Here is a 16,474-nt window from a genome sequence, read left to right as displayed (position 1 = left end):
CCGACAGCCAAGGACCAGACAATGCCCGATCTCCGTTCGAAGACTTCCACTCACGGCCGTAATATGGCCGGCGCCCGCGGCCTCTGGCGCGCGACGGGCATGAAGGACGGCGATTTCGGCAAGCCCATTGTCGCAGTGGTCAACAGCTTCACCCAGTTCGTGCCCGGCCACGTTCACCTCAAGGACCTTGGCCAGCTGGTCGCCCGCCAGATCGAGGCTGCGGGCGGAGTAGCCAAGGAATTCAACACCATAGCGGTCGATGATGGCATCGCGATGGGGCACGACGGGATGCTCTATTCGCTGCCCAGCCGCGAACTGATCGCCGACAGCGTCGAGTACATGGTCAACGCCCACTGCGCCGATGCGATGGTGTGCATCTCCAACTGCGACAAGATCACCCCCGGCATGCTCATGGCCGCGATGCGCATCAACGTGCCGACGGTGTTCGTCAGCGGCGGGCCGATGGAAGCGGGCAAGGTCGTGGTGAAGGGCATGGAAGTCGCGCTCGACCTCGTCGACGCGATGGTTGCCGCGGCGGACGAGAAGTTCACCGACGAGGAGGTCGCCGAGATCGAGCGTTCGGCCTGCCCGACCTGCGGCAGCTGCTCGGGCATGTTCACCGCCAACTCGATGAACTGCCTGACCGAGGCGCTGGGCCTGTCGCTGCCCGGCAACGGCTCGGTCCTCGCCACTCATGCCGACCGGCAGGGCCTGTTCGAGCGCGCGGGGCGCCTCGTGGTGGCGCTGTGCAATCGCTATTACGGCGAGGGTGACGAGAGCGTGCTTCCCCGCAATGTCGCCAGCTTCGAGGCGTTCGAGAACGCCATGAGCCTCGACATCGCCATGGGCGGGTCGACCAACACTGTGCTCCACCTTCTCGCGGCAGCCCACGAAGCCGGTGTGGACTTCACGATGGCCGACATCGACCGGCTCAGCCGCGAAGTGCCGTGCCTGTGCAAGGTCGCCCCTGCGAAGAGCGACGTCCACATGGAAGACGTCCACCGCGCCGGCGGTATCATGGCGATCCTGGGCGAACTCGACCGCGCCGGATTGCTCCACACCGCGCTGCCGACGGTGCATTCGCCGACTATGGGCGACGCGCTCGCCGACTGGGATGTGCGCCTGACCAACAATCCCAAGGTGCAGGATTTCTACCGCGCAGCGCCCGGCGGCGTGCCCACCCAGACCGCCTTCAGCCAGGACAAGCGCTGGGAAAGCCTCGATACCGACCGCGCGAGCGGCGTGATCCGGTCCCGGGACCATGCATTCAGCCAGGACGGCGGGCTCGCGGTGCTCTACGGCAACCTCGCCAAGGACGGCTGCATCGTGAAGACGGCGGGTGTCGACGAGAGCATCGTCAGCTTCGGCGGGCCGGCCAAGGTCTTCGAGAGCCAGGACGCGGCCGTGGCGGCCATCCTGACCGACCAGGTCGTGTCGGGCGACGTCGTGGTGATCCGCTACGAGGGGCCGCGCGGCGGACCGGGGATGCAGGAAATGCTCTATCCCACGAGCTACCTGAAATCGAAGGGGCTTGGCGCGGCTTGCGCGCTGGTGACCGACGGGCGCTTCTCGGGCGGCACGAGCGGGCTCTCGATCGGGCATTGCAGCCCCGAAGCGGCCGAGGGCGGTACCATCGGTCTCGTGCGCGATGGCGACTGGATCGAGATCGACATTCCCAATCGCAGCATCCAGCTCGTGGTGCCGGACGAGGAACTCGCCCGCCGCAGGATCGAGCAGGACAATGCCGGCTGGTTCCCCGCCAAGCCGCGCCCGCGGGTGGTCTCTTCGGCGCTCCAGGCCTACGCCGCGATGACCACCAGCGCCGCGCGCGGGGCGGTGCGCGACGTCAGCCGACTCTACCGTTGATACGCATTCTGCCCGTTGTGGGTTTTGTGGCGCTGTCGGCTTGCAGCCGCGGCGAACCCCAACCTCAGGCGGCGGCCGACGCCACGCCCATTGCATGCGCCATCGGAGAAGCCTCCGATTTCGGGCGCGACTGCCTGGTCGAGAAAGTCGCGGGCGAGCAGGGGCCCGAGTTCGTCGTACGTCATCCGGACGGCAAGTTCCGCCGCTTGCGCATTGCCGAGAACCGCGGCGGCATGATCGCGATCGACGGCGCCGAGGAAGCGATCAACGAACTGGTCGGCGAGCCCCGGGTGCTGCAGGTCACCGTCGGCGCTGATCGCTATCGTTTTCCGGCCACGCTCGATGTCCAGTCCTGACCAGGTCCTGACCGCGGCCGAAATGCGCGCCGCCGAAGATGCGTTGATCGATGCGGGCACATCGGTCGACGAACTGATGCTGCGGGCAGGGCGCGGTGCCGCCGAGTGGGTCTGGCGGGTCGCGGCCGGTCGCCCGGTCACCGTGCTGTGCGGTCCCGGCAACAACGGCGGCGACGGCTACGTGATCGCGGAAACGTTGCGGGCCCGTGGCCTTGCCGTGGTCGTGATCGCGCCGGCCGAGCCGGGGACGGCAGCGGCCCGCACCGCGCGCGATCGCTGGCAGGGGCGTGTCGCGCAGGATGCCGCCGGGGCTCATGGCGGCGTTTTCGTCGACTGCCTGTTTGGATCGGGACTGACCCGCCCGCTTTCCGAAGAGCACGAGGCGTTGCTCGCAGAGCTTGCTGCACATCACGCGTACTCCGTCGCGATCGACTTGCCGAGCGGGGTGGCGACCGACGACGGTGCGCTTCTCGGCCGCGTGCCGCGGTTCGACCTGACTCTGGCGCTCGGGGCCTGGAAGCCGGCGCACTTCCTGATTCCGGCCCTGTCCCGCCTCGGCGAAAGTAGGCTGGTCGATATCGGGGTTGAGGCGTCGGCGAGCGCTGCGTCCGTCTATCCGCGGCCACGCGTCTCCGCGCCTGCGCGCGATGCCCACAAGTACACCCGCGGTCTCGTCGGAGTGGTCGCCGGCGCGATGCCGGGTGCTGCCCTGCTGGCGGCGGAGTCCGCCATGCGGGGCGGGGCGGGTTACGTGAAACTGCTGTCCCCCGTCTCGCACCCGGCCGCGCCCGCCGCCCTGGTTGTCGATCACGGCGATCTCGACGAGGTGCTCGCCGACGCGCGCTGGTCGGCCCTTCTGGTCGGTCCCGGGCTGGGCCGCGACGATGCGGCGCGGGAACGTCTCGAGGCGGCTCTCGCGCGGGGCGTGCCCACTGTGCTCGATGCCGACGCGCTGCACCTGCTCGACGACGACGCGCTCGAAGGCGTCGATCCGGCGCGTATCCTCGCGACCCCGCACGCCGGCGAACTCGCGCGGTTGTGTGAGACTTTCGGTATCGAGGGCGAGGGCAAGGTCGCCCGCGCCCGCGCCCTGGCGGGCCGAACCGGGATCACGATCCTCGCCAAGGGGCCCGACACAATCCTTGCCTCGGCGGACGGACGGCTTGCCTACTTTCCGCCGGCGCCGTCGTGGCTCGCCAGCGCGGGGACCGGTGACGTCCTTGCCGGGTTGGCGGCGAGCCGCCTCGCCATCTCCGGCGATCCGTTCAAGGCTGCCGGAGAAGCCGTCTGGCTGCATTCCGAGGCGGGCCGGATGGCGGGGCCTGCACTGACCGCAGACGATATGGTGTCCGCAATATCATCGGCTTACGCGCGATTCCTGTGAGCGTTTCCGAACCCATCGTGCGGATCGCCGCGAAGGGCGACGGGATAACGCCGAGCGGACGTCATGTTCCGCTGGCTGCACCGGGTGACGTCGTGCTGCCGGACGGCTCGGTGGAGGCGGGACCGCATCATGCCACTCCGCCCTGCCGCCACTTCGGCAAGTGTGGCGGTTGCCAGCTCCAGCATGTCGATGACGTCGCGCTGGCGTCTTTCGTGCGCGACCGGGTCCTCTACGCCGCGCGGTCGCAGGAACTGGAGCCTGAAATCCTCGGTGAAACCCACCTGTCGCCCCCGCGCAGCCGTCGGAGGGCTTCGCTCCACGCGCAACCCTTGGGCGCCAAGGTCGCCATCGGCTTTCGCGAGGCAGGCTCGCACCGGATCGTGGACCTGGCCGAATGCCACGTCCTGCGCCCGGAACTCTTCGCGCTGGTCGCCCCGCTGCGCCGCCTGCTCGGCCATCAGCGGGGGCGCTGGTCGGTCGACGTCGAGCTGACGCTGGCCGATCAGGGTGTCGATTGCGGCATCAGGGGCTTCGCCATGGAGGGTCTCGAAGCGACCGAGGCCGCGCTCGCGTTCGCGCAAGACAATGGCCTTGCCCGCCTGACGATCGACATGGGTTACGGAGCGCAAGCCGTGTGGGAGCCGCAGCCGCTCACGGTCACGCTCGGGCGAACGCCGGTGGCGCTGCCGCCGGGCGCTTTCCTCCAGGCGACGGCGGATGGCGAGGCCGCGCTTGTCGCCGCCGCACGCGAGTGGCTTGCCGGTGCCGATCCGGTCGCGGACCTGTTCGCGGGCCTCGGCACGTTCGCCTTCGCCCTCGATGCTCCGGTATCGGCCTTCGAGGCTGCGCGCGATGCGCACCTTGCCTGCCGCGCCGCCGCGGCGCGGGGCAAACTGCCCGTCGAAGCGCATCACCGCGACCTCTTTCGCAACCCGCTTCAGTCAAACGAGCTGGACCGGTTCGCCGGGGTCTTGCTCGATCCCCCGCGCGCCGGGGCCCGCGAGCAGGCGGCGCGTATCGCCGAAAGCGCGGTGGAACGGGTGGTGTACGTCAGCTGCAATCCGGCCAGCTGGGCGAAGGATGCGCGCACCCTTGCCGACGCGGGCTTTCGGCTCGCGGAATTGCGCCCGGTGGGGCAGTTCCGCTGGTCGACGCATGTCGAACTCGCGAGCCTGTTCGTGCGCTAGGCGCCCCTGAGCGCGGCCAGCAATTCCTTGCGCAGCCATTCGCGGGCATGCGGTTCGGCATAGGCGTGACTGGCGCCCTCGCAGATCCGGACGTCTGCGTCCGGTTCGATCGGGTAGCTCGCGCGGAAGGCCTGGGCGGTGCGGTCCGCTTCGGCGAGCAGGAAGCGGTAGGGCTTGGTCGAGGCATCGAGCCCTCGCGCCATGTCCTGCGCAAGCGAAGTGGCCTGCGCCTTCGGGCCGGCCGCCTTCACCAGTCCCCTTGCCAGCTTTCGCAAGTTCACTTCGCCCGTCACCAGTCGCACGAGTTCGCGCGGGTTTCTGAGTTTCTCGAGATAGCGCGAGCGGATCGCCTCGGCCGGCATCGCGCCGTCGTCCTGCTCGATCGTCCAGGGGTTCGACAGGACGAGCCCGTCGCACATGTCGCCCTGCATCAGCATCAGCGCGCTGGCCGCGTCGCAATTGCCGAACGCGACCACGCGGTTCATTGCCGGGACCATCGCCCGAAACGCCTCGATCGCCGCGCGAATGTCGTTGCCGCTTTTGCGGAAACCGCGGTTCTCGCCCTCGCTGTCGCCGATACCCCGGCGGTCGAATCTAAATACGGGAAAGCCTGCTGCCGCGATCGCTGCGGCGAGCCTGGCCTGCCCCGAAAAGGCGCCTGAGCGCACTTCGTTGCCGCCACTCACGATCAGCAGTCCGCTGGTCCCCGGTGCCGTGTCGAGCGTGCCCGCAAGCGTCGCCCCGCCGCAGGCGAACGTCAGGTGAAGCCGGCTCATGCGGCCAGCATCCCCATCGCGACGACCGCTGCGAGCGCATCGGCCTGGGCCGCGTCCTCGTCGGGTTCGGCGCGAAGCCAGAGGCCGGGGCCGCCCAGCGCCGATTGTTCGATCTCGGTCAGCACGCCATCGGGTTCGGCCGTCTCGAGCGCGCGGAACATCGCGGCGCCGATGGTCCATCCGGCCAGCTCGATCCCGTCCGTCCGGCCGATGTCCTGCAGGTCTTCAGTGCGTTCGGCATTGCCCGCTTCCCTGGAAGCAATGGTCCTGGCGCGCAGCATGGCGCGCAGAACCTGCCGCCCCCCGGTGGGCGCATATCGCCAACCGGGCAGGCCCGCCGGCGCAAGCAGCGCGCCCGCGCGGATTGTCAGCAGGTGCGTCGCCCGGAAATGCGCGGCCGCGGCGGCAGCGCCATCCCGCCAGACCTCAAGCGTCTGTTCGGGCAATTTCGCCTTGCTCTCGTTGCACCCCGGCAGGTCGGGCAGAACGCAGTCGATGCCGGACGCGTCAAGGCGCCGCATGACCTCGACCGTCTGCCGGCGGAGCTTGTTCGCTTCGTCGAACCATGCAGGCAGGACGAGCAGCCGGTGCGGTCGGTTGCGGTCGAATACCAGCGCCTGTTCGTCGTGCCTCCCGCCGTCGGGGGCAGGGCACGCCCAGTCCCTGAATTCGAAGGAGGTCACGTCGTTACGGCTTTGCCCTCGGCAAAAGCCAGCAGGCCGCCATAGGTCTCGAGCATCTCGCCATCGACGTCGTCATCGTCGATCACGATGTCGAGACGGTCTTCCATCTCGGTAAGCAAGCCCGCGACCGCCATCGAATCGAGTTCGGGCAGGTGCCCGAACAGGCCGGTGTCGGCGTCGAAGCCGGCGACGCGCTCTGCGTCGAGCCCGAGAACGTCGGCAATGATCGCCCGCAGCTTCGCGTCGATCGATGCCCGGCTGGGGGCGAGATGGTGGCCGTCAGTCATCCGGGCTGATCCCCCTCACGTAAACGCGCCGCGCCCTAGCGAGCGGATGCCCCGGGTGCAAGCACGCGCAGGGCGCGCTTGGCAAGGGCGGGCCAGGCCGCCGCTTGGCGAGGGTCGAGGCAATCGATCCGGAAACGCGGCCGATCGACCTCCATCCAGTCACGCTTGTATGGATCGTCGCCGGTGCCGAAATCGACCAGCTCCACCTTGTCGACGTCGATGACCCGTTCGAAGAGTGCCGCCGTGAGCGTCGTTCCGGCCGAGAGCGGTTTGGCGCTTTCGCGGTGTGCGAGCTTGTGGATGTAGGCTGTGCCGTTCTCGACCGTCCAGAACTGCGCGGCGACTGCTTGGTCCTCGGCGCGGGCAATGCCGAGGCGCAAGCGACCGGCCGCTCCCTCGGCCTGGGCGAAGGCGCGCAGAAGATCGGGATCGCCTTCCCCGGGCTTCCAGCTTTCCGCGTAGATTGCCTCGTATTCGGACCAGGCGACTGCGTCGAATCGGTCGTGAATCTCGACCGCGACCTTCTTCGCCTTCCGCTTGAGGGTGGTGCGCATCTGGCCGGGCCGTCCTGCCCAGTACTCCGAGAAGCTGCGCCCGTTCACGGGCATAACGTGGTTGTGGTCGCACCGGTCGACCGCGACATGCCAGCCCGCGGTGCGGAAGGCGGCTGCAAGCCGGGTCGCGCTGCCGTCCTCGTCGGGCACAGGCCAGAGTGTTACGCGGTGGCTATGTGCGCGGAGCGATCGGGCAACGGCGGCTAGCAGGACCGGATTGTCGCCGCGCGCACGCCACGTGAAGGCGTACCAGTTGCGCATCGGCTCGATCCGGCCGTTCGCCCTGGTCAGCATCAGCGTGGCGTCGCCGCATCGGGCCACGAGCGGCGGCAATCCCGCATCGGCGAGCAGCTCGAACCACTCGGCGCGATCGAACGGGCCCTCCCAAGGCGCACCTGCGGCTTGCAAGACGTTAACCGTGTCGTGATAGCTGACCGCGACCAAAGTGCTGTTGTCCCTCGGAGTAACCATGCCCCTTACGCTCGATCCCCGGCCCCGGCCGCTCGATCACCTTGCCGAAAGGGGCAGGGGGACCGCGCCGGCGCTGGTCTTGCGCGGCCGCACGCTTAACCATGAGGACTTAAGAACCCGTGTCGGTCAGCTTGCCGCGTGGCTGACGGGCCGCGCTGCAAAGGGCGATCGGATCGCGAGTTGGGCGGCCAAGGGCGAGTCGAGCTGCCTGCTGCCGCTCGCCTGTGCGCGGGCCGGGATGGTGCATGTCCCGATCAATCCGCTGCTCAAGCGGATGCAGGTCGCGCATATCCTGTCCGACAGCGGCGCGGTGCTGCTCATCGGAACAGCGGCGCGGCTCGCAAGTCTCGTCGAGGGCGATGTGCCCGAACACTGCGCCGTGCTCGCCGAAGAGGATTTGTGGGCAGAGGTCGAGGCTCACGATCCGCTCGGACCGTCGGAGCACGATCCCGACGAGATCGCCGCCATTCTCTACACCAGCGGATCGACCGGGAAGGCCAAGGGGGTGGTGCTGAGCCATGCGAACATGTGGCTCGGCGCGGTCAGCGTGGCGCATTACCTCGACATGGCGGCGGACGACGTAACGCTCGGCGTGCTGCCGCTGAGCTTCGACTATGGCCAGAACCAGCTCCTCAGCACGTGGTACGCCGGGGGATGTGTCGTCCCGCTCGACTACCTCGTCGCGCGCGACGTGGTGAAGGCGTGTGCGAAGCACGGGGTCACGACCCTTGCCGCCGTACCGCCCCTGTGGGTCCAACTAACCGAGATCGACTGGCCGGAAGAGGCGACCGGCTCGATGCGCCGCCTGACCAACAGCGGCGGCGCGCTGACCGAACCGCTGGTCCGGGCGCTCCGGCGCACCTTCCCGCAGGCACGCATTTTCCCGATGTACGGCCTGACGGAGGCGTTCCGCTCGACCTTTCTCGACCCGTCGCTGGTCGACAGCCACCCGACCTCGATGGGCAAGGCGATTCCCTTCGCCGAGATTCTCGTGGTGGGGGACCACGGCGACATCGCCGCCGACGGCGAGGAAGGCGAACTGGTCCACGCCGGCCCGTTGGTCGCGCTCGGCTACTGGAACGACGAGGCGCGCACGGCCGAGCGGTTCAAACCGGCTCCGCGGGCTTCGAGCTATGGCGGTATGGCCGTGTGGTCGGGCGACCGGGTGCGGCGCGAGGGCGACGGCCTGCTCTATTTCGTCGGGCGGCGCGACGCGATGATCAAGAGCGCGGGCAACCGCATCAGCCCGCAGGAGGTCGAGGATGCGGCTGTCGCCACCGGCATGGTCGCGGAAGCCGTAGCGGTCGGCGTGTCCGATCCGCGGCTCGGCCAGGCGGTGTGCCTTGCGGTGCGGCCCGCCGGCGATTTCGATGAGGAGGGCTTGCGCAAGGCGCTGGCAGCGGCTCTGCCGAACTTCATGCAGCCGCGCACCATCCGCCCATATGCCCAGATGCCGCGCAACCCGAATGGAAAGCTCGACCGCAACGCGCTCGCCGCGGAGCTGGCCGCGTGAAGCCGCTTGGGCCCATTCCGACGGGCTACGAGAGCCGCGACGGCGAACTCGCGATCGGAGGCAAGACCGCGCGGGAGCTGGTCGCCGAGGCCGGCGGCACGCCGCTGTTCGTCTATTCCAAGGCCCATCTCGATGCGCGGATGGCCGAACTGCGCGCGGCGATGCCCGAACGGCTGGCGATCCACTTCGCGGTAAAGGCCAACCCGTTTCGCCCGGTCATCGAGCACATGGCGGGCCTCGTCGACGGGTTCGACATCGCGTCCGGCGGCGAACTGGCGATGGTGACCGATGCCGGGATCGATCCCGCGCTGGTCAGCTTCGCGGGTCCGGGCAAGCGCGATGCGGAACTGGAAGCGGCGATTGCTGCGGGCGTCACCCTCAACTGCGAAAGCGAGAACGAGGCCCGCCGCGCGCTGGCCATCGGCAGCCGGCTCGGGGCGGCTCCGCGCATCGCGATCCGCGTCAACCCGGACTTCGAGCTGCGCGGCTCGGGCATGAAAATGGGCGGGGGCGCCAAGCCTTTCGGAATCGACGCGGAGCGGGTCCCCGCGCTGGCCCGCGAAGTGATCGCGGCGGGGGCCGACTGGCGCGGCCTGCACATCTTCACTGGCAGCCAGGCGCTCGATGCCGAGGCGATCGCAGAGACGCAGGGCAACGTCCTCGATCTCGCCGACCGGCTTGCGCGCGAGATCGGCCACGGCCCGCTGCCCAAGCTCAACATGGGCGGCGGCCTGGGTATTCCCTATTTCGCCGGCGATGCCCCCGTCGATCTTGATTACGTGGGCGAAGAGTTGTCGAGGAGGTTCGCCACGCTGCCCGAAACGCTCGAGACCACGCAGCTCTGTATCGAACTGGGCCGGTACCTCGTCGGCGAGGCGGGGGTTTACCTCTGCGAGGTCGTCGACCGGAAGGTAAGCCACGGCGAAACCTATCTCGTCACCGACGGCGGACTGCATCACCAGCTGGCCGCATCGGGCAATTTCGGCACCGTCGTGCGGCGGAACTACCCGGTCGCGATCGCCACCCGGTTTGGTGTTGAAGCTGACGAGGAAGCTAACGTCGTAGGGTGCCTGTGCACTCCGCTCGACCGGCTGGCCGACAAGGCCATGCTGCCGCGGGCCGACGTGGGCGATCTGGTCGCGGTCTTCTGTGCCGGCGCCTATGGCGCAAGCGCGTCCCCGGCGAATTTCCTCGGCCAGGGGTCGGCGCGCGAGATGCTGGTTTAACCATTCTCCTCGTGTTGTCCCGACGCGGGACCGCCCTCCAGAGGGCACTTCAAGCCTAACGGTATGTTCACCAATTTCGGCGAGGAAGCGGGCTGGTACACGCGCTTGTGCGGTGCGCCGGGTCGCTCCCGGCTGCGACATCGCATCGGCGCACCCGCGAATTCGAGGATGCATCGATGCTTGCCAACCTTTCTACCCGTTTCCTCGCGAGCACCGCGCTCGCCGCGCTGACGCTCAGCGGATGCGCCACGAACGGCGGTGGCAGCCAGCTTCCGCCGGCCTCGTTCGTCGCCATGCAGGAAGGCCCGGGCGAGGATTACGTGATCGGCCCGCTCGACGAACTGACCGTCAGCGTGTGGCGCAATCCCGAACTGTCGGCTGACAAGATCCAGGTGCGGCCCGACGGGCGCATCACCACCCCGCTCGTCAGCGACATGCCTGCGGTCGGCAAGACCCCGGCGATGCTGTCGGAGGACATCCGTCTCCAGCTGTCGCAGTACATCGAGGAGCCGCTGGTCAGCGTGATCGTGACCAATTTCGCCGGCACGTTCAGCCAGCAGGTTCGCATCATCGGTGCGACCGAAAAGCCGGCGAGCATCCCCTTCCGCGCCAACATGACCGTTCTCGACGCGATGATTGCGGTCGGCGGCCTCAGCGAATTCGCCGCCGGCAACAAGGCCAAGCTGATCCGCTTCGACAAGCAGGTCGGCCGCCAGCGCGAATACGGGCTGCGCCTCGGCGACCTGCTCAAGCGCGGCGAGAGCGAGGCCAACGTCATGCTCCAGCCGGGCGACGTCATCATCATTCCCGAAAGCATGTTCTGAGGGCCTGACCGCACATGAACGAGGTCTTCGAAGAACTGCGCGCGGCCGCCCATTCCGCCTGGGCCCGGCGCTGGCTCGTGCTCGGCGTCGCCTGGGGCGTATGCATGCTCGGCTGGATCGCCGTGGCGCTGATCCCGAATTCGTACGAATCGAAGGCGCGCATCTACGTCCAGCTCGACGACGTGCTGTCGGACCAGCTCAAGATCGCCAACGGCGGCGCGGACGAGATCCAGCGGGTCAAGAAGACGCTCGCGGGCGCGGTGAACCTCGAGAAAGTCGTGCGCAGCACCGATCTCGGCAAGGACATCGCCAGCCAGCGCGAGATGGAAAAGGCGGTCGCCAGCCTGATGGAGGACGTCAAGGTCGAGAGCGTCGAGGACAACCTGTTCACGATCACGGCCAAGGTCGGCAAGCGCAAGCTTTCGGACGCCGAGAATGCCCGGCTCGCGCAGACCGTCGTCCAGAAGCTGATCGACATATTCCGCGAAGAGAACATCGCCGGCAACCGCGGAGAGGTGGCCGACACGGTCGTGTTCCTCGACCAGCAGCTGGAGGAGCGGAAGGCCGAACTCGAGGCGGCGGAAGTGAAGCTGTCCGCCTTCGAAGCCGAGCATCCGGAACTCGTCGGCGGATCGACCGCGATCGCGGGGCGCCTTTCGGGCACGCGCCAGGAACTGCGCGGCGTGGAGGCCGACCTTGCCGCGGCGCAGAGCGCGCTGGCCGCGATCAGCGGGCAGCTCGCCGGTACGCCTCGCACGCTCGCGGGCGGCGGCGGCGACGGCAGTGCGCTCGGCCAGGCGCAGGCGCAACTTGCCGGACTGCAGGCGCGCGGACTGACCGACAGCCATCCCGACATCGTCGCGCTCAAGCGCCAGATCACGCTGCTCCAGCGCAGCGGGGGCGGTGCGGCGCAGGCGGGAACGCCGAACCCGGCCTACAGCTCGCTCGTTTCGATCAAGGCCGAGCGAGAAGCCAACGTGCAGGCGCTGCTCGCGCGCAAGGCCGCGCTGCAGGCAGAGATCAGCGGCGCGATGGCAGACCAGGCCAGCGAACCCGCAGTCTCGGCCGAAGCCAACCGCATCAGCCGCGATTATGAAGTCCTCAAGAAGAAATACGACGAGCTCCTCCAGAACCGCGAGGAGATGCGCCTGCGCGGGCAGGTCGAAAGCGAGCGTTCGAGCTTCAAGTTCGATGTCGTCGACCCGCCGACCACGCCGCGCCAGCCGGCCTCTCCCAATCGGCCGCTGCTGCTGTTCGGGGTGCTGCTTGCCGGGATAGCCGCGGGTGTCGGCACGGCATTCGGGCTGACCCAGCTCAAGTCGACGTTCTCGACCGCCGCGGGGCTCGAGCGTGCGCTCGACCTGCCGGTGCTGGGCACCATTTCCGAGACGCTGACCGAGCGCGCCAAGGCGTTGCAGGCCAAGCGGATGAAGTTGTTCTACGCCGGAAGCGGTGCGCTCGCCGGACTTTTCGTGCTCCTGCTGGGGATCGAGTTCCTCCAGCGCGGCATGGTCGCGTGAGGGGGCTGGCAGGATGACCGATCAGAGCAAGATTCCACTCCCCGGCGAACCCGGCAGCGAAGGCACTCGCGAAAGCTCGCTCCTCGAACGGGCCAGCGGCGCGTTCGGGCTCGACCCGTTCAGTCCGGCGAAGATGCCGGTTCGCCTCGACGAACCGCAGATGAAGCGCGCCAAGGCGGTGAAGCGCGATGAACCCGAGGCCGACGCTGTCGAACCGGTGCCAGTGTCGATGCCGGCGCCGGAGCCGAGCTTGCCGGTGTCCGCGCCGCAGCGAAGCATCGTCGCTCCCACGATCGTCGAACAGCCGGTGCGCTTTTCCGGGCCGCGCCACACGATCGACCGCGAGGTGCTCCTGCACAATGGCGTGATCGTCCCGGACGCCGCCACGACCGCGCTGCTGGAGGAATTCCGCATCGTGAAGCGGCAGGTGATCGCCGCGGCGCAGGCCGCGGGCGATGCAGCCGCGCGCCGCGTCCTCGTCTGCTCGCCTCATCCGGGCGAGGGCAAGACCTTCTGCGCGGTCAACCTGGCCATCGCGATGGCCGGCGAGCGCGACGGCGAGGTGCTCTTGGTGGATGCCGACTTCGGCAAGCCTTCGGTCCTTGCGACGCTCGGTCTCCCCACGGGGCCGGGCCTGATGGATGCACTCGCCAACCCGGCTATCAAGGTCGAGGATCTGGTGATCGCGACCGACATTCCGGGGCTGTTCGTGCTTCCGGCGGGCAGCCAGACCCATGCCGATAGCGAATTCCTCGCGAGTGCGCGCACTGCGGAAGTACTCGACCGCCTGACGCGCGGCGCGCCTGGGCGGATGGTCGTGTTCGACAGCCCGCCGGCGCTCGCCGCGTCGCCCGCGGCCGAACTTGCCAAGCACGTCGGGCAGGCACTGCTCGTCTGCCGGGCCGACCGCACCGGCCGCAGCGCGCTCGAGGATGCTGTCCAGCTTCTCGGCGCGTGCCCCGACATCAAGCTGCTGCTCAACGCGGCGCATTTCAGCCCGAGCGGACGCAAGTTCGGGAACTATTACGGGTACGGGGGGTAGGTCCGTGAACCGCAAGCTCATCCTGCTGGCCGGGGCCGCGACGATTGTCGCCATGCCGGCGCAGGCGCAGGAAGCGCAGCGCGGCGAAAGCCGCAAGACCGTGCGCGTCGATCCCTACATCGAGGCGAACCAGGTCTTCGCGGCCGAGCTCTCTCCGGGCGACGATACGGTGACCTATACCCAGGTCGCGGCCGGGGTGGACGTGAGCGTCCAGGGCCGGAACAACGGCGGCTCGGCATCGGTCCGCTACGAGCGGACCTTCGGCTACGACGACACGGTCTCCGACAGCTCCACGCTCAGCGGTATCGCGCGCGGCTACGCGAGCGTGGTTCCGCGCGCGCTGACGGTCGAGGCCGGTGCATTGGCGACCCGCACGCGGGTCGACGGCAACGGCGGTGCGACGCTCACCGCGCCGCGATCCGATCCTTCCGAAAGCAGGATCTATTCGATCTATGCCGGACCCAACCTGCACACGAGCGCGGGCGACGCGGAAGTCAATGCGAACTACCGGTTCGGATACACCCGCGCCGAGGCACCGGACGCGATCGTGGTCGCCCCCGGCGCGGCGCGGGTCGACGTGTTCGACGAGAGCACCGTGCACAGTGCCAACGCGCATGTCGGCCTGCGGCCCGGCGCACCGCTTCCGGTCGGCATCGGCGTCGGCGGCGGGGTTTACCAGGAAGACACCTCCAACCTCGACAGCCGCGTGCGCGACGCGCATGTGCGCGCCGACGTCACCGTGCCACTCGGGCCGAGCCTCGCGCTTGTCGGCGGCGTGGGCTACGAGGATGTCGAGATATCCAACCGCGACGCGGTGCGCGATGCGGGCGGAAACCCGGTCATCGGCGCCGACGGGCGCCTCGTGACCGACAAGGCGGGGCCGCGGCAAATCGCCTACGACGTTTCGGGTCTCATCTGGGACGTCGGCGTCGTCTGGCGCCCATCGAGCCGCACCGCGGCCGAGGCGCATGTCGGCAAGCGTTACGATTCGACGACGTACTACGGCAGCTTCGCCTGGGCGCCGGACAGCCGCAGCTCGGTCAACCTGTCGGTATACGACGGGATCACCGGCTTCGGCGGCCAGCTCACCAACGCGCTCGCTTCCCTTCCGACCGACTTTGCCGCGATCCGCAACCCGGTGACGGGCGATCTCGACGGATGCGTCAGCAGTGTCGAGGGCGGCAATTGCCTGACCGGCGTGCTCGGTTCGGTCCGCTCGGCGGTGTTCCGCGGGCGGGGTGTCGCGTTCAACTACTCGCGGCAGGTGGGCCGGATGACCGGCGGCTTCGGCGCAGGCTACGATCGCCGCAAGTTCATCGGCGCGCCGGGCACGGTCCTTGCAGCCGCCAACGGCGTGGTCGACGAAAGCTACTGGATCGCCGCGAGCATCAGCGGACAGCTCAGCGCCCGCGACAGCTTCACGGTCAATTCGCGCGCGCAGTGGTTCACCAGCGGCTTTGCGGGCGCGGGCGACGCGACCGTGCTCGGCGCCGCCGCTGCCTATCGGCGCTACCTCATCGAAGGCTTGTCGGCGAACGCCGCGGTCAGCGTGGACCGCCTCGACAGCGATGCCGGCCCCGACCTTTCCACCGCCGCGGCCCTCCTTGGTCTGCGGTACGATTTCTGACGACCGGAACGGATAGCGAGAGAAGACGATGTTCGACGATTTCTACGGTCTCACGGCCCGGCCATTCCAGCTGACGCCCGATCCGAATTTCTACTTCGAAAGCATCACGCACCGGAAGGCGCTGAGCTATCTCGGATACGGGCTCGCGCAAGGCGAGGGCTTCATCGTCATCACCGGCGAGGTGGGGGCGGGCAAATCCACCCTCGTCGCGCACCTCATGCGCAAGATCGACCCGAGCCAGCTGACCGTCGGACAGATCGTCACCAGCAACCTCGACGGCGAGGAAATGGTCCACGTCGCCGCGCAGGCGTTCGGCATCGAGGTGGAGGCGCACGACAAGGCGGCCGCCCTCGGCGCGATCGAGGCATTCCTGCAGGACGAGGCGCGCGCCGGTCGGCGCTGCCTGCTGGTGGTCGACGAATCGCAGAACCTCAGCGTCGAGGCGCTCGAGGAACTGCGGATGCTGTCGAACTTCCAGCTCGGCGCGCATCCGTTGCTCCAGACGTTGCTGCTGGGCCAGCCCGAGTTCAAGCAGGTGCTGGCCGAGCACGACCAGCTCGAACAGCTGCGCCAGCGCGTCATCGCCGCGCATCACCTCGAAGCGATGGAGCGTGAGGAGATCGAGCCGTACGTGACCCACCGCCTCCAGTGCGTGGGGTGGCAGGGCAACCCGGCGTTCGACCAGCGCGTGTTCGCCGAACTTCACGATGCGACCGGGGGCATACCCCGCCGCGTGAACCAGGTGATGAGCCGGCTCCTCCTGCTCGGCGCGGTCGAACAGCGCACGCGCATCGATTCGGTCATGCTGTCGTCGATCCGCAAGGAGATGCAGGACGAAAGCGCGTTCCCGATGGCCGCTCCCAAGCCGCTGGCCAGGATCGAGGCGGCGCCTGCGCCCGGCCCGATCAAGCACGCCTTCGTGCCGCCCCCCGCTCCGCGCGCCAGGGTCGAGGCTCTCCTAGCCGAGCGCGACGCAGAGATCGCCGAACTGAAGCAGGCGGTTTCCGAGCTCGGTCAGGCTCCGCTCGAAGATCGCTGGAGCGACCGACTTTCCGCGCTGGAGGAGCGGGTGGCGGAACAGGACAAGGCAGTGCGCCATGTCCTGTCGCTGCTGATCGACTGGCTCGAGGGCGACGCGCCGCGCGCTGCGGCCTGAAG

At 68.6% G+C, this 16,474-nt stretch carries 15 protein-coding genes; 11 read left to right on the top strand and 4 right to left on the bottom strand.

Annotated elements, in window-relative coordinates; translation table 11 throughout:
* The first annotated feature begins 21 nt into the window (after window positions 1–21).
* From ilvD to A6F68_RS11285, 4 genes are read left to right on the top strand one after another with little or no spacing between them, the layout of a single operon-like run.
* Complete coding sequence (gene ilvD, locus A6F68_RS11300; protein ID WP_067680072.1) at window positions 22–1,866, top strand: dihydroxy-acid dehydratase; 1,845 nt, start codon at window positions 22–24, stop codon at window positions 1,864–1,866.
* Between the two features lie 26 nt (window positions 1,867–1,892).
* On the top strand, window positions 1,893–2,222 hold the full coding sequence (locus tag A6F68_RS11295) for a hypothetical protein (protein ID WP_074428315.1): 330 nt from the start codon (window positions 1,893–1,895) through the stop codon (window positions 2,220–2,222).
* Entirely contained in the window at window positions 2,209–3,606 is a 1,398-nt protein-coding gene (locus A6F68_RS11290; protein ID WP_067680069.1) for a bifunctional ADP-dependent NAD(P)H-hydrate dehydratase/NAD(P)H-hydrate epimerase, read from the top strand. Before A6F68_RS11295 ends, A6F68_RS11290 begins: the two co-directional genes overlap by 14 nt.
* Window positions 3,603–4,793 carry a class I SAM-dependent RNA methyltransferase gene (locus A6F68_RS11285; protein ID WP_067680066.1) on the top strand — a complete coding sequence of 397 codons (1,191 nt, stop codon included), beginning with the start codon at window positions 3,603–3,605 and terminating at the stop codon, window positions 4,791–4,793. The genes A6F68_RS11290 and A6F68_RS11285 overlap by 4 nt, the downstream gene beginning before the upstream one ends.
* Here the strand turns inward: A6F68_RS11285 and A6F68_RS11280 are convergent.
* From A6F68_RS11280 to A6F68_RS11265, 4 genes are read right to left on the bottom strand one after another with little or no spacing between them, the layout of a single operon-like run.
* On the bottom strand, window positions 4,790–5,569 hold the full coding sequence (locus tag A6F68_RS11280) for a hydrolase 1, exosortase A system-associated (protein ID WP_067680063.1): 780 nt from the start codon (window positions 5,567–5,569) through the stop codon (window positions 4,790–4,792). The genes A6F68_RS11285 and A6F68_RS11280 overlap by 4 nt on opposite strands.
* Window positions 5,566–6,252, bottom strand: a complete 687-nt coding sequence (locus A6F68_RS11275; protein WP_067680060.1) for an alpha/beta hydrolase family protein — start codon at window positions 6,250–6,252, stop codon at window positions 5,566–5,568. Before A6F68_RS11275 ends, A6F68_RS11280 begins: the two co-directional genes overlap by 4 nt.
* Entirely contained in the window at window positions 6,249–6,539 is a 291-nt protein-coding gene (locus A6F68_RS11270; RefSeq protein ID WP_067680058.1) for an acyl carrier protein, read from the bottom strand. The genes A6F68_RS11275 and A6F68_RS11270 overlap by 4 nt, the downstream gene beginning before the upstream one ends.
* A gap of 35 nt (window positions 6,540–6,574) precedes the next feature.
* Entirely contained in the window at window positions 6,575–7,564 is a 990-nt protein-coding gene (locus A6F68_RS11265) for a GNAT family N-acetyltransferase (RefSeq protein ID WP_084001804.1), read from the bottom strand.
* Here A6F68_RS11265 and A6F68_RS11260 point away from each other — a divergent pair.
* The 7 genes from A6F68_RS11260 to A6F68_RS11230 all read left to right on the top strand — a co-directional run bounded on the left by A6F68_RS11260 (window position 7,563) and on the right by A6F68_RS11230 (window position 16,472).
* The gene (locus tag A6F68_RS11260) at window positions 7,563–9,077 is read left to right on the top strand and encodes an acyl-CoA ligase (AMP-forming), exosortase A system-associated (protein WP_067680056.1); all 1,515 of its coding nucleotides are present in this window, start codon (window positions 7,563–7,565) and stop codon (window positions 9,075–9,077) included. The two genes, A6F68_RS11265 and A6F68_RS11260, sit on opposite strands and share 2 nt — an antisense overlap.
* Window positions 9,074–10,303, top strand: a complete 1,230-nt coding sequence (locus A6F68_RS11255; RefSeq protein WP_067680053.1) for a pyridoxal-dependent decarboxylase, exosortase A system-associated — start codon at window positions 9,074–9,076, stop codon at window positions 10,301–10,303. Before A6F68_RS11260 ends, A6F68_RS11255 begins: the two co-directional genes overlap by 4 nt.
* A 176-nt stretch (window positions 10,304–10,479) precedes the next feature.
* The gene (locus A6F68_RS11250; RefSeq protein WP_067682503.1) at window positions 10,480–11,127 is read left to right on the top strand and encodes an XrtA/PEP-CTERM system exopolysaccharide export protein; all 648 of its coding nucleotides are present in this window, start codon (window positions 10,480–10,482) and stop codon (window positions 11,125–11,127) included.
* Between the two features lie 14 nt (window positions 11,128–11,141).
* The gene (locus A6F68_RS11245) at window positions 11,142–12,647 is read left to right on the top strand and encodes an XrtA system polysaccharide chain length determinant (protein ID WP_067680050.1); all 1,506 of its coding nucleotides are present in this window, start codon (window positions 11,142–11,144) and stop codon (window positions 12,645–12,647) included.
* Between the two features lie 13 nt (window positions 12,648–12,660).
* Window positions 12,661–13,689 carry a P-loop NTPase family protein gene (locus A6F68_RS11240; protein ID WP_067680047.1) on the top strand — a complete coding sequence of 343 codons (1,029 nt, stop codon included), beginning with the start codon at window positions 12,661–12,663 and terminating at the stop codon, window positions 13,687–13,689.
* 4 nt (window positions 13,690–13,693) lie between these two features.
* Window positions 13,694–15,316 (top strand): preprotein translocase subunit YajC, encoded by a 1,623-nt coding sequence (locus tag A6F68_RS11235; RefSeq protein WP_232308127.1) that lies wholly within the window; start codon window positions 13,694–13,696, stop codon window positions 15,314–15,316.
* A 28-nt stretch (window positions 15,317–15,344) separates the two neighbouring features.
* Entirely contained in the window at window positions 15,345–16,472 is a 1,128-nt protein-coding gene (locus A6F68_RS11230) for an XrtA/PEP-CTERM system-associated ATPase (RefSeq protein WP_067680044.1), read from the top strand.
* Window positions 16,473–16,474 lie beyond the last annotated feature (2 nt).

Origin of the sequence: Tsuneonella dongtanensis, assembly GCF_001698205.1 — a bacterium.
Taxonomy (GTDB): domain Bacteria; phylum Pseudomonadota; class Alphaproteobacteria; order Sphingomonadales; family Sphingomonadaceae; genus Tsuneonella; species Tsuneonella dongtanensis.
Note: the sequence above shows the minus strand (reverse complement) of the source record. Positions and strands in the feature narration are given on the sequence as shown.